General features: G+C 53.4%; 12 protein-coding genes and 1 pseudogene. 9 read left to right on the top strand and 4 right to left on the bottom strand.

Going from position 1 to position 12624, the window contains the following annotated elements:
- The first annotated feature begins 257 nt into the window (after positions 1–257).
- Positions 258–1265, top strand: coding sequence for a tRNA dihydrouridine(20/20a) synthase DusA (gene dusA, locus UC15_RS03110; protein ID WP_112287075.1), 1008 nt, complete (start codon positions 258–260; stop codon positions 1263–1265).
- Positions 1266–1457: 192 nt separating this feature from the next.
- On the top strand, positions 1458–1694 hold the full coding sequence (pspG, locus tag UC15_RS03105) for an envelope stress response protein PspG (protein WP_112287074.1): 237 nt from the start codon (positions 1458–1460) through the stop codon (positions 1692–1694).
- Positions 1695–2088: 394 nt separating this feature from the next.
- Here pspG and UC15_RS03100 read toward each other — a convergent pair whose 3' ends face one another.
- On the bottom strand, positions 2089–3072 hold the full coding sequence (locus tag UC15_RS03100) for a quinone oxidoreductase (RefSeq protein WP_112287073.1): 984 nt from the start codon (positions 3070–3072) through the stop codon (positions 2089–2091).
- A 182-nt stretch (positions 3073–3254) separates the two neighbouring features.
- Between UC15_RS03100 and dnaB the strand changes: the two are divergent.
- Together dnaB and alr are read left to right on the top strand one after the other, a co-directional pair.
- Positions 3255–4660: pseudogene (gene dnaB / locus UC15_RS03095) on the top strand (replicative DNA helicase).
- A gap of 165 nt (positions 4661–4825) precedes the next feature.
- On the top strand, positions 4826–5905 hold the full coding sequence (alr, locus tag UC15_RS03085) for an alanine racemase (RefSeq protein ID WP_112287071.1): 1080 nt from the start codon (positions 4826–4828) through the stop codon (positions 5903–5905).
- A 3-nt stretch (positions 5906–5908) separates the two neighbouring features.
- Here the strand turns inward: alr and UC15_RS03080 are convergent, their stop codons facing one another.
- Positions 5909–6688, bottom strand: coding sequence for a transporter substrate-binding domain-containing protein (locus tag UC15_RS03080; RefSeq protein WP_112287070.1), 780 nt, complete (start codon positions 6686–6688; stop codon positions 5909–5911).
- A gap of 147 nt (positions 6689–6835) precedes the next feature.
- On the opposite strand from UC15_RS03080, the gene UC15_RS03075 reads away from it, so the two are divergent.
- From UC15_RS03075 to UC15_RS03060, 4 genes are all read left to right on the top strand, one after another.
- Positions 6836–7300, top strand: coding sequence for an Lrp/AsnC family transcriptional regulator (locus UC15_RS03075; protein ID WP_112287069.1), 465 nt, complete (start codon positions 6836–6838; stop codon positions 7298–7300).
- Positions 7301–7545: 245 nt separating this feature from the next.
- Positions 7546–8178, top strand: coding sequence for a YitT family protein (locus tag UC15_RS03070; protein WP_112287068.1), 633 nt, complete (start codon positions 7546–7548; stop codon positions 8176–8178).
- Positions 8179–8327: 149 nt separating this feature from the next.
- On the top strand, positions 8328–9521 hold the full coding sequence (locus UC15_RS03065; protein ID WP_112287101.1) for an amino acid aminotransferase: 1194 nt from the start codon (positions 8328–8330) through the stop codon (positions 9519–9521).
- A gap of 176 nt (positions 9522–9697) precedes the next feature.
- On the top strand, positions 9698–10051 hold the full coding sequence (locus UC15_RS03060) for an MmcQ/YjbR family DNA-binding protein (RefSeq protein WP_112287067.1): 354 nt from the start codon (positions 9698–9700) through the stop codon (positions 10049–10051).
- Here UC15_RS03060 and UC15_RS03055 read toward each other — a convergent pair.
- On the bottom strand, positions 10033–10953 hold the full coding sequence (locus UC15_RS03055; protein WP_112287066.1) for a pyridoxamine 5'-phosphate oxidase family protein: 921 nt from the start codon (positions 10951–10953) through the stop codon (positions 10033–10035). The two genes, UC15_RS03060 and UC15_RS03055, sit on opposite strands and share 19 nt — an antisense overlap.
- A 5-nt stretch (positions 10954–10958) precedes the next feature.
- On the bottom strand, positions 10959–11579 hold the full coding sequence (locus UC15_RS03050; RefSeq protein ID WP_112287065.1) for a glutathione S-transferase family protein: 621 nt from the start codon (positions 11577–11579) through the stop codon (positions 10959–10961).
- A gap of 101 nt (positions 11580–11680) precedes the next feature.
- Between UC15_RS03050 and UC15_RS03045 the strand changes: the two genes are divergently transcribed.
- Positions 11681–12598 carry a LysR family transcriptional regulator gene (locus tag UC15_RS03045; RefSeq protein WP_112287064.1) on the top strand — a complete coding sequence of 306 codons (918 nt, stop codon included), beginning with the start codon at positions 11681–11683 and terminating at the stop codon, positions 12596–12598.
- The last annotated feature ends 26 nt before the right edge of the window (positions 12599–12624 follow it).

Genomic DNA, 12624 nt, shown 5'->3' with positions numbered 1-12624 from the left:
TCTGAGCGCAGATTGGGATCGACAGGCCACATCATGCGACCATTGTTGATTTTATCATGCTTAGGCTAAAACGACGAATTATGCGCCATTCATTAAGATGTATTGCGGCGACGTTATTTCTCTGCACGATGGCGCAGGATGCCGAATCTTTGTTCTGTGGTATAATCACCGATTAACTTCTCTCTGGCGTTGCGTCAGAGAGAGCGCCACGAACCCCTTCAGCGAATGTCAGGCCGATGTCAGAAACTCAACACGCAATGCCCCAGACCACTCCGTTTTCCGCTCAGCGTTTTTCCGTTGCGCCGATGCTCGACTGGACCGATCGCCACTGTCGCCATTTTCACCGGCTGATGACCGGCCAGACGTTGCTGTACACCGAAATGGTGACTACCGGTGCCATTATTCATGGCAAAGGGGATTATCTCGGGTTTGGCGACGCTGAACATCCGGTATCATTGCAGCTTGGCGGCAGCAATCCTGCCGATCTGGCACATTGCGCTAAACTGGCAGAAGAACGCGGTTATGACGAAATTAACCTCAACGTCGGTTGCCCGTCGGATCGCGTGCAGAACGGCATGTTTGGTGCCTGTCTGATGGGGCAGGCGTCGCAGGTAGCGGACTGCATCAAAGCCATGCGCGATGTGGTTTCAATTCCGGTGACGGTCAAAACCCGTATCGGTATTGACGATCAGGACAGCTACGAATTTCTGTGCGATTTCATCCGTCAGGTGTCTGAAAACGGCGGCTGCGATACCTTTATTATCCATGCGCGTAAAGCCTGGCTTTCCGGTCTCAGCCCGAAAGAAAACCGTGAAATCCCGCCGCTCGATTACCCGCGTGTGTATCAGCTTAAGCGTGATTTCCCGCAGCTGACGATGGCGATTAACGGCGGCATTAAAACGCTCGAAGAAGCCAAAACGCATCTGCAATTTATGGATGGCGTGATGGTCGGTCGCGAGGCTTACCAGAATCCGGGCATGTTGCTGAACGTCGATCGCGAGCTGTTTGGCTCCGACGCGCCGCTGAAAACCGGGCCGGATATTATCCGCGCGCTGTATCCGTATATCGACGCGGAACTGAGTAAAGGCACCTATCTGGGCCACATTACCCGCCATATTCTTGGTCTGTTCCAGGGCGTGCCGGGCGCACGTCAGTTCCGTCGTCACCTGAGTGAGAACGCTCATAAAGCCGGCGCGGGCATTGATGTGGTTGAACAGGCATTGCAGATGGTCGCTCAGCAACAGGAAATGGCGGCACAGGCCTGAAAATCAGGTGAGTAAAATCACTATATGTTAGTCAAATTTACTATCTTTTCGCAGGCCATTCGTGCCTGCGAAATATTTTCTTCTTGTAATTCAATCCATTATTTATCCCGTCACACTGGCACGTTTCTTGTAATAGCTAACGTGTGTTCTGACATCACGTCTTATTGCACATGGCTTATTAAGGAGCACCCGATGCTGGAAATTCTCTTCGTGCTTGGTTTTTTCTTTATGCTGATGCTGACCGGCATTTCGCTGCTGGGCATGATCGCTGCGCTGATCGTCGCATTCGCAGTAATGATGTTGGGTGGCTTTCTGGCGATTGTTATAAAAATGTTGCCTTGGCTGATTTTGGCCGTGGTTGCCGTGTGGATTTACCGGGCATTTATCAAACCGGATCAGCCAAAATATCGCCGCCGCCGTTTACCGTAATTTCTACTGTCGATAAGTAGTTTCTGTAACTGCATGAAATACTGGTGATTAGTGGTGGTCTTTTGAGCACAAAAAAATGTAACCGTTGCAGCGATAACTTTTGCTTATGTGCTAGCGATCACAAGCTCGGTCAGAATGTGCGGTCGAAATGCATAAATCATATTTTTTAACATGGGTGACTGTTAGGATGGAATTCATTGGCAGCCGTCAGGCTGTAAACCGAATTCATCAAGTCCGCTGAGGCACACAATAGTCGCTTAAGTGACATCGCCCTGCGGATTTACCCGGCAGTACCCTACAGCAGTACCCGTCTGAAATCAGAGGTCGTCTGAGTCAGACAGTAAGAAAGGCTTCCATATTCTGGAAGCCTTTTTTGCATTGGCTTAGGGAACTGTTATGGGATCAGTAAACTTGAGCCTTGCGTTACGCGGCTTTCCAGCGTTTCGTGCGCGCGTCTGGCTTCGGAGAGCGGGAATTTCTGCGCGTCGCTGACGTCCACTTTTATCGCGCCGCTGGCAATCAGTGAAAACAGCTCGCTGCTCGCGTGTGCCAGTTCTTCGCGGTTGGTCACGTAGCCATTCAGGGAAGGGCGCGTCACGAACAGCGAACCTTTCTGATTGAGGATCGCCAGATCCACGCCTTTCACCGGGCCGGAAGCATTGCCGAAACTGACCAGCAAACCACGGCGTTTCAGGCTGTTCAGCGATTTCTCGAAGGTGTCTTTACCGACAGAATCGTACACCACACCGACTTTTTCGCCGCCAGTCAGCTCCGCCACGCGGGACGCGATATCTTCTTTCTGATAATTAATCGTCGCCCAGGCACCGGCCTGTTTCGCGCGTTCGGCTTTTTCGTCCGAACCCACAGTTCCGATCAGTTTAACGCCCAGCGCTTTCGCCCACTGGCAGGCAATCAGACCGACGCCACCGGCCGCAGCATGGAAAAGGATGGTTTCGCCGGCCTGCACTTCGTGGGTCTGGCGCAGTAAATAGTAAACCGTCAGCCCTTTAAGGAAGGACGCCGCCGCCTGTTCAAAACTGATGGCATCCGGCAGCAAGGCAATTTTATCCTGCGGCACGTTATGGAATTCACTGTAAGCCCCGAGCGCCGATTGCGCGTAGACCACGCGGTCGCCCGGCTTAATACCGGTCACGTCGCTGCCGACTTTACTAACAATCCCTGCCGCTTCAGTCCCTAAACCGGCCGGAAAACTGGCGGGCGCATACAGACCGCTGCGCACGTAAGTATCGATATAGTTGATACCGATGGCCTTATTCTCAACCTGAACTTCGCCAGCCTGCGGATCTTGTGGCTGATAATCAACGTATTGCAGAACGTCTGGAGTGCCTGTTTCAGAAAACTGGATGCGCTTTGCCATGTTTATCCCTCGTGATGGAGTCTGATTTCAACCCTAGGCTAAATGTTCGGGACAATCCAGATTTTCGGCACTAAGGGTTAATACCCTTTTGAAATGGTTTATACTGTCGCGCGAGTCTGGCTCTGATTTTTGGAAACCGGACGCTCATAAAACAGGCGCTTAGAGCAGGAACTATTCCACAGATGGCAGCAAAAAAACCGACCAATCAACAGAACGAAAACCGCGATCGCAGATGGAAGGATTGAAACTTCCGCCGCATTCGCTGGAAGCTGAACAATCCGTTCTGGGCGGGCTGATGCTGGATAACGAACGCTGGGATAACGTCGCCGAGCGTGTGGTCAGTAATGACTTCTTCAGCCGCCCGCATCGCCTGATTTTCACCGAAATGCAGCGTTTGCTGGAGATGAGCAAACCGATCGACCTGATTACGCTTTCTGAATCCCTGGAACAGAAAGGCGAACTGGATTCCGTCGGCGGTTTCGCCTATCTGGCAGAGCTCTCGAAAAATACCCCAAGTGCGGCGAATATCGGCGCTTATGCCGACATCGTGCGTGAACGCGCAGTCGTTCGCGAAATGATTTCCGTCGCCAATGAAATTGCCGATGCGGGTTATGATCCGCAGGGGCGCAGCAGCGAAGACCTGCTGGACTTAGCCGAATCCCGCGTATTCCAGATTGCCGAATCCCGCGCCAGTAAAGACGAAGGCCCGAAAAGCATCGACCGTATTCTGGAAAGCACCGTTTCGCGTATCGAAGAACTGTTCCAGCGCCCGCACGACGGCGTAACCGGTGTGTCCACCGGCTATGCGGATCTCGATAAGAAAACCGCCGGTTTGCAAAAATCGGATCTGATCATCGTGGCGGCACGTCCTTCGATGGGTAAAACCACGTTTGCGATGAACCTCGCCGAAAATGCGGCGATGATGCAGGATAAACCGGTCTTAATCTTCAGTCTTGAGATGCCCGGCGACCAGATCATGATGCGTATGCTGGCGTCGCTTTCCCGCGTCGATCAGACCAAAATCCGTACCGGTCAGCTTGATGACGAAGACTGGGCGCGAATTTCCAGCACCATGGGGATCCTGCTCGAAAAACGTAACATGTATATCGATGACTCGTCCGGCCTGACGCCAACTGAAGTCCGTTCGCGCGCGCGCCGTATCTTCCGTGAACACGGCGGTCTGAGTCTGATCATGATTGACTATCTCCAGCTGATGCGCGTTCCGTCGCTGTCCGATAACCGTACGCTGGAAATCGCCGAAATCTCCCGCTCGCTCAAAGCGCTGGCGAAAGAATTGCAGGTGCCGGTGGTGGCGCTGTCGCAGCTTAACCGAAGCCTGGAGCAACGCGCCGATAAACGCCCGGTCAACTCCGACTTACGTGAATCAGGTTCCATCGAGCAGGACGCCGACTTAATCATGTTCATCTATCGTGACGAGGTTTATCACGATAACAGTGAAGAAAAAGGCATCGCGCAAATCATCCTCGGTAAACAACGTAACGGCCCGATCGGTACCGTCCGCCTGACCTTTAACGGTCAGTGGTCACGATTTGATAATTACGGCGGCCCGCAATACGACGAAGATTAGTGTGGGGCTATTTTGCTTGCCATTTTGTGTCCAGGCAGTGCTCAAAATCCTCGTGTACTACGTGTACACTCCGGTTTTTCCGCGCTGGCCGAACGCAAACTGGCTGCGCCAATAACGCCCCTTTAGGCTGCTAAAACCTCAATAATTTCATGCAAAGGACTTAAAATGAAAGCGGCTACGGCTGTCATTGATCGCCGCGCTCTGCGACACAATCTGCAACGGGTGCGTCATCTGGCGCCACAAAGTCGTCTGGTTGCGGTAGTGAAAGCAAACGCTTATGGGCACGGTCTGTTAGAGACGGTGCATAGCTTGCAGGATGCCGATTATTACGGCGTTTCCCGTCTCAGCGAAGCACTGATGCTGCGCAAAGCCGGTGTCGTTAAACCTGTTCTTCTCCTCGAAGGCTTTTTCTCCGCCAGTGAATTACCGTTGCTGACTGAACATCAGCTGGATACCGCCGTTCACAGCATCGAGCAGCTCGACGCGCTGGAAAGCGCTGACCTCGCGCGTCCGCTGAATGTCTGGCTGAAAATCGATACGGGTATGCACCGTTTGGGCGTTCATCCTGCACAGGCCGACGCGTTTTATCAGCGCCTGAGTGCCTGCAAAAATGTCGTTCAGCCGGTCAATATCATGAGTCATTTCTGCCGTGCCGATGAGCCGGAAAGCGATGCCACAACGAAGCAGCTGAACAGCTTTAATGCGTTTGCTGAAGGCAAGCCGGGGCAGAAATCGATCGCGGCTTCCGGCGGGATTTTGCTGTGGCCGGAATCGCATATGAATCTGGTTCGTCCTGGCATTATTTTGTACGGCGTCTCGCCGATGGAAACCGGAACGGCCAGCGATTTCGGGCTGCAACCGGCTATGACGCTGACGTCCAGCCTGATCGCCGTGCGTGAGCACACTGCCGGTGAACCGGTCGGTTATGGCAGTACGTGGGTCAGCGATCGCGACACTCGTCTGGGCGTCGTGGCGATGGGGTATGGCGACGGGTATCCGCGCAGTGCGCCGAACGGTACGCCGGTGCTGGTCAATGGCCGGGAAGTACCGGTTGCCGGGCGCGTGTCGATGGACATGATCACTGTGGATTTAGGGCCGGAATCGACAGATAACGTTGGTGATGAAGTGATTTTCTGGGGCGAAAAATTACCGGTTGAGCGCATTGCACAGGCAACCGGTATCAGTGCTTATGAGCTGATTACCCAACTCAGCGAGCGCGTTGCCCGCATTTATACTGGCGACTAAACCTTACTTCTTCACGCCCAGCCACTGGCTGACAATCTTCTGATAGTCGCCGGTGGCTTTACTCAGGTGCAGCCACTGGTCGACATACATCTTCCAGCTCACGTCATCACGCGGCAACATGTAGGCTTTCTCGCCATATTGCAGCGGCTTTTTCGGATTCACCGCACACAGTTTCGGATAGTGTTTCTGCTGGAATAGCGCTTCCGACGCATCTGTAATCATCACATCGGCTTTCTTATCCATCAGTTTCTGGAAGATGGTGACGTTATCGCTCAGCGTCAGCGTGGCTTTTGGCAGGTGACTGTGGACAAAGGCTTCGTTGGTGCCGCCCTCCGGTTCAATCAGGCGCACGGATGGCCGGTTCAGCTGTTCAACCGTCTGGTACTGACGCACATTTTCGCAGCGCACCAGCGGGATTTTCCCGTCCTGATCCAACATGTTAGCGAACCAGGCTTTCTGCTGGCGTTTCAGCGTGACGGAAATTCCGCCCATGGCGATGTCACAATGACCGGCGCTCATTTCGTCCGGCAATGATTTCCAGGTGACCGGCACCCAGTTCACTTTTACGTCCAGACTCGCCGCCAGCGATTGCGCCATGGCGATATCAATGCCTTCATATTCCCCGTTTTCTTTCAAAAACGTATACGGCTTATAGTCGCCGGTGGTGCAAACATTCAGCGAACCTTTCTGTAATACGCGTTCAAGATGGGAAGACGTGGTATCCGCCTGTGCGAAAACGGGTAAAGCAGACAGTAAGGCGAGAGAAAAGAGTACTTTTTTCATTATTTTTTTCCTTGCGGTATGAATGTGCGCAAGTATAAGAAAAAACAGCCGATAAGTATTTATAACTCGTTATAGTGGGAATGCTTTTTGCAATAATATTACAACAGGAATGCGAACATAAAAAATTAATACGACAGGAAAGGTGCCATGTACAGCGTTGATGATTATGACCTGAAAATTCTGACCCTATTACAAGCTAACGGAAGACTGACCAACCAGGAATTAAGCGAACTGGTCGGGCTGTCAGCTTCACAATGTTCACGCCGCCGGATTGGTCTGGAACAGGCTCAGTTAATCCTCGGTTATCACGCGCGTCTGGCACCGGAAGCGCTCGGTTTAGGCATGATTGGTCTGATTGAGGTTAGACTTATCAACCATTTACCCGCACAGGTCGAGGCTTTCCACAGCATGCTGGGAGAAGTGGCTGCGATTATTGATGCCTATAAAACGACCGGAGATGCGGATTATTTGCTGAAGGTCGCGGTGAAAGATTTAGCCGGTTTAAGCACGCTGATCAGCCAAATCCTGTCAGTACATAAAAGTGTGGCGCATGTAAAAACATCGGTAGTCCTTAACCGGTTAAAAGAAAACGGCTTATTAACGCTGGGATAAGAATATTAGCCCTCTATTTTGCGCGCACTGTTATGGTGATTTATTTTGGTGCAGCCTCACTTTAATGGTGCATTATTTTGAATTGTTATGCGCACTCTGTGCATGTAAAGAATAATTAACGCGTCATAAAATCTTATTTTCGATTTTTAATGCAAATTCCGTGCGTAAATATTGCCTTAATTCCTCATCTCATTAATTATCTCAAAATCAGTCTTTAGTCTTATTATTTTGGGGTACAGGGAATTATGGCAAGTGTTGACGACATCAAACAGCCAGTTGAGCAGCCGCGCATCGGGCATACGCTGGTGGAAGATGCGCTGGCGATCATTATCGGTACGCTGATGGTTTCTTTTGGCGTGGTGATGTTACGGCAGGTTGGCGCACTGACCGGTGGCACCGCGGGAATGGCATTTCTGGCGCATTACGTGACACAAATTTCGTTCGGCACCGCTTTCTTTATCATCAACTTACCTTTCTATTACCTGTCTTTCCGCCGCATGGGCTTGCAGTTCACGCTGAAAACTTTCGCCGCCGTTGCGCTGGTTTCCGTCTTCTCCGACCTCCATCCGCTGTTTGTGCATTTCGATCATCTTCAGCCGTTCTACGCCACGTTATTTGCCAATGTAATTATGGGCATCGGCTTCATTGTGCTGTTCCGCCATAAAGCCAGCCTCGGCGGCGTGAACATTCTGGCGCTGTTTCTGCAGGACAAATACGGCATCCGCGCCGGCAAACTGCAAATGGGCGTGGACTGCTGCATCGTGCTGGCGTCGTTGTTTGTTGTCAGTTACGAAATGCTGATTGCCTCGGTGCTGGGCGCAGTGATCGTGAATCTGATCATCGCGATGAATCATCGTCCTGGGCGTTACAGCGTCTGAAGAAATTACCGCACAAAAAACGCCCGACAAATGACAACATAGTTGTCATCTTTTTTAACGAACTTTGATAGTCTGTGAAACAGTCGTGATCCGCCCGAAAACCGGGATGGATCGCCGCGCCACTCAACCAAACCAAGGAGATGTATACCGTGTTCCAACATGTCGATGCCTATGCCGGTGACCCCATTTTGTCGCTGATGGAAAGTTTCAAGACCGATCCGAGACAAGATAAGGTAAACCTGAGCATCGGTCTTTATTACGACGAGCAGGGTATTATTCCGCAACTGGCTGCGGTTGAAAATGCAGAGAACCAGCTGAACGCGGGGCCACAGGCTGCGTCAGTGTATCTGCCGATGGAAGGTCTGCCGGCATACCGCGCAGGCGTTCAGGAGTTGCTGTTTGGTGCCGATCATCCGGCGCTGAAACAACAGCGTATCGCAACCATTCAGACCGTCGGCGGTTCCGGCGCGCTGAAAGTGGGTGCGGATTTCCTCAAGTTTTATTTCCCGAATTCAGATGTTTACGTCAGTGATCCGACCTGGGAAAACCACGTGGCTATCTTTGGCGGCGCAGGCTTCAAAGTGCATACTTATCCGTACTTTGATGCAGAAACGCTGGGTGTGAATTTCACCGCGATGATCGAACGCCTGAAAACCTTACCGGCGCAAAGCATTGTATTGCTGCACCCTTGCTGTCATAACCCGACGGGTTCTGACCTGACGCCAGCCCAGTGGGATCAGGTGATTGAAGTCACCAAACAGCGCGAGCTGATCCCGTTCCTGGATATCGCTTATCAGGGCTTTGGCGCAGGCATTGATGACGACGCTTACGCCATCCGCGCGATGGCGGCGGCAGGCGTGAACTGCTTCGTCAGCAACTCTTTCTCGAAAATTTTCTCCCTGTACGGCGAACGCGTCGGCGGATTGTCCGTGGTCTGTGAAGACAGCGAAGCCGCAGGCCGCGTCTTGGGTCAGCTGAAAGCGACCGTGCGTCGTAACTACTCCAGCCCGCCGAATTTCGGTGCGAAAGTAGTGGCGAAAGTCCTGAGTGACAGCGCCCTGAACGCGCAATGGAAAGCCGAAGTCGAGAAAATGCGTACCCGTATTCTCGAAATGCGCCACACGCTGGTCGACAGCCTGAAAACCGCGTTGCCGGGTCGTAATTTTGACTACCTGCTGCAACAGCGCGGGATGTTCAGCTACACCGGATTCAGCGAAGCGCAGGTCGTGCGTCTGCGTGAAGAGTTCGGCGTGTACCTGATCCTCAGCGGTCGTGTCTGCATGGCGGGTTTGAATCACCACAATGTGAAGCAGGTGGCTGAAGCTTTCGCCGCCGTCCAGTAAATCCCCGTCATATTTCGGGCTACGGATGCGTTGGTTGCGTTCACTAAGGCTGACAGAAATGTCGGCCTTTTTCGTATTTGCGATCTGCTACCTTTCTTTTTTGCGATGTTGCTGCACACTAAATAGACGATTCCGGTTCGCGGGGTCGTCAACATCAGACAAGGAGAAAGGCCAAAATGACCAGTGCGGAATTGCTCGACTATTGCATGGGGAAACCCGGAGCAGAACAAAGTACCCAAAATCAGCACGGCGCGAATCAGATAAAAGTGGGCGGAGTCATGTTCGCCATGTTCTGCGATTGTCAGGGACATGAAGCGGTTTCGCTGAAAACCAGCACCGGCATGGCCGGCAAGTTACGCGCCGAACATACCTGTATTCTTCCGGGTAAGAATCTCAACAAAGCGCACTGGAATACCGTGGTTCTGGATGGCACTTTGCCGGATTCTCAATTTTATTCCCTGATCGACAGTTCTTACCAGACGGTCGTTTCCGGTTTAGAAGAGCATCTGCGTCAGGAAATAGGCCACTGATCGCCCGACCAGTGGCCGGTTTTCAGGGTCGCGGGGGAGAAATCGGCTGATGCTGCACGCCACGGTAACGCGGCACGAAAGCGCCATACGCGGGTGATGTCCAGACTCCAGTAGCGTTCCGCGCCTTGCGGGCCGGGAAATACTTCCGGCTGCCAGTGGATCTGCGTATGCCCCTGCAGATGCAAAATATCGCCGTTATCGAAATCCATAAACAGCAACGCTGCACGCGGCTCTGCCAGTAAATTTCCCAGCGTATTCATATAGCGGTTGCCGCGATAATCCGGCACCCACAAACGGTTTCCCACCAGATGTGCGAATCCCGGCTGACCACCGCGATGTGACACATCCGCGCCGCCGTGCGCGTGACTGGCGATGAAAAAAGTGTCCGAACGCGCAATCAGCGCACGCGCATCCGCATCCGGCTCCGTCATGTCCTCTCTCGCGGGCAATGGCAAACTGACCGGCACATCCGTCAGTTTGCGGATCTGGATATACTGCGGACAATTACCAAAACTTTGATCGACCACGATCTCGATCCGATTTTTATCGATGCGCCCGATCCTGCCATTCACGCGATTACGCCGCCGGTTGGAAAAATCGATCCCCAGTCCACCGATCTGTTTTCCGGGCTGTAAGGCCGCCAGCGCCGGATCGTCAGTCCGTCTTGGCGCGTTAATCCGTAAATGCGTGTCATCCGGTGTGCGGATAAAACCGGCTGGTCCGGTCAGCAATGTCGCCACCGGCCAGCCGTTTTCATCCAGCGTTGAGATAAACAAATAGGGCAGCGCGGCGAAAAACAGCCGGTGCTGTTCCGGCATCGCTTCACGGATGCCGTGTGCTTCGACGTCAAACCCTGCCATGTCCTGAGCCAGGATTTCGTCTGCATGGAAAGGGTTCTTCATCGTCTTTATCCCGCAATTTCTGGCAACGGTAACGCCGGAAGCGGCGTAAAGCCGGGCAGACTTTCAATCCGTGCCAGCCAGCGCTGAATGGCCGGATAAACCGTCAGTGAAACGCCGCCTTCCGGTGCAGTCGCCACATAGCTGTAACAGGCCAGATCGGCAATGGTGGCGCGTTCCGTCGCCAGAAACTCATGGTTTTCCAGATGTTGTTCCAGCTGCGGCAGAAATTTCGCCGAAATCTGCAGTGCGCTTTCGTACACTTCCGGCGCAGAAAATTGTTTCACCATACGCGCAGAGGCCGGACCGAAACGCACTTCACCGGCGGCGCGGGATAACCATTTCTGCACCTCAGCGGCCTTCAGCGGATCTTCCGGCAACCAGTGGCTGTCCGGCGCGTAGCGTTTGACCAGATACACCAGGATCGCATTGCTGTCGGTGAGCACGTGCTCGCCGTCGATCAGAACGGGGATCTGACGCAGCGGATTCAGCCGCGCAAAATCCTCCGTCTGGCGCACGCCGGCACCAGCTTCAGTGGCCTCAAACGGCAGGTTGAGCATGTTCAGCAACAGGGTCACGCGGTGGCAGTGGCCGGAAAGTGGCGTGCTGTAAAGTTTGATGGCGGGCATGGGCTGTCTCCTTAAAGTGTCTGAACACAACATTACTCTTGCGCTAAACGATTGGGATCCACGAAGATTGAAATTGAGTGTTTCACTTTGTGGAAGAATCTATGGATCGTTTGGATGAAATGGCGATTTTTGTCGCCGTACTTCAGTATGGCAGCCTGGCGGAAGCCGCCCGTAAACTTCACCGGTCGCCACCCGCGATCACCCGCGCCATTGCCTCACTGGAGCACCGTTTCGGCGCAAGGCTGGTCGAGCGCACCACGCGCAGTCTGGCACCGACAGAAGCGGGCGCACGGCTGGCGGAAAAGGCCCGCCTGCTGCTCAGCCAGTATCAGGACGCAGTGGAAGACACCGCAGAAACTCAGCTCAGCGGCCTGTTGCGTATCACCGCGCCGGTGCAGTTCGGGCGTAAACATGTCGCGCCGCTGGTGATGGAATTTCTGGCGCAACATCCTGATATGCAGATCGAAATGATGCTTAACGACCGCAATCTGGATCTGATCGACGAAGGATTGGATCTGGCGGTGCGTATCGGGCATCAGGAAGATTCAGGCAAAGTGGCGCGTAAGGTCGCCCAAGTGACCCGCGTACTGGTCGCCAGTCCGGCTTATCTGGCGCGGCATGGCGAACCGCAACATCCTTCGGAGCTGGCCGCGCACCAGACGGTGATGGGTACGCTGCGTACGCAAATCCGCGAATGGCGTTTCGGACCGCATGAGGATGATTTGCGTGTCCGGCTGTCACCGCGTCTGCTCTCAAACGACGTGGAATCACAGCTGCTGGCGGTGCGCAGCGGGCAGGGGATTGCGCGTTTGTTATCGTATCAGGTGAGCGACGATGTGCAGGCCGGCCGCATGGTGCGGCTTCTGGCGGAATTCGAACCACTGCCGTTGCCGGTACAACTGGTGGCGCAACAGGTGCAGCAGATGCCGCGCAAGGTCCGTACATTCTGGGATTTCGCCTGTCAGCGGCTGAGCGAACTTCCGCAACTTCATGCGCTGGACGCATCTTCTGAACAGTGACGCCGATCACGCTTGTATGCGGTAAA

Source organism: Rahnella sp. AN3-3W3, assembly GCF_003263545.1.
Classification (GTDB): Bacteria; Pseudomonadota; Gammaproteobacteria; order Enterobacterales; family Enterobacteriaceae; genus Rahnella; species Rahnella variigena.
Note: the sequence above shows the minus strand (reverse complement) of the source record. Positions and strands in the feature narration are given on the sequence as shown.

Coding starts and splice junctions, on each gene's coding strand:
- dusA (WP_112287075.1), top strand. CDS start 258: ATGCCCCAGACCACTCCGTTTTCCGCTCAGCGTTTTTCCGTTGCGCCG.
- pspG (WP_112287074.1), top strand. CDS start 1,458: ATGCTGGAAATTCTCTTCGTGCTTGGTTTTTTCTTTATGCTGATGCTG.
- UC15_RS03100 (WP_112287073.1), bottom strand. CDS start 3,072: ATGGCAAAGCGCATCCAGTTTTCTGAAACAGGCACTCCAGACGTTCTG.
- alr (WP_112287071.1), top strand. CDS start 4,826: ATGAAAGCGGCTACGGCTGTCATTGATCGCCGCGCTCTGCGACACAAT.
- UC15_RS03080 (WP_112287070.1), bottom strand. CDS start 6,688: ATGAAAAAAGTACTCTTTTCTCTCGCCTTACTGTCTGCTTTACCCGTT.
- UC15_RS03075 (WP_112287069.1), top strand. CDS start 6,836: ATGTACAGCGTTGATGATTATGACCTGAAAATTCTGACCCTATTACAA.
- UC15_RS03070 (WP_112287068.1), top strand. CDS start 7,546: ATGGCAAGTGTTGACGACATCAAACAGCCAGTTGAGCAGCCGCGCATC.
- UC15_RS03060 (WP_112287067.1), top strand. CDS start 9,698: ATGACCAGTGCGGAATTGCTCGACTATTGCATGGGGAAACCCGGAGCA.
- UC15_RS03055 (WP_112287066.1), bottom strand. CDS start 10,953: ATGAAGAACCCTTTCCATGCAGACGAAATCCTGGCTCAGGACATGGCA.
- UC15_RS03050 (WP_112287065.1), bottom strand. CDS start 11,579: ATGCCCGCCATCAAACTTTACAGCACGCCACTTTCCGGCCACTGCCAC.
- UC15_RS03045 (WP_112287064.1), top strand. CDS start 11,681: ATGGATCGTTTGGATGAAATGGCGATTTTTGTCGCCGTACTTCAGTAT.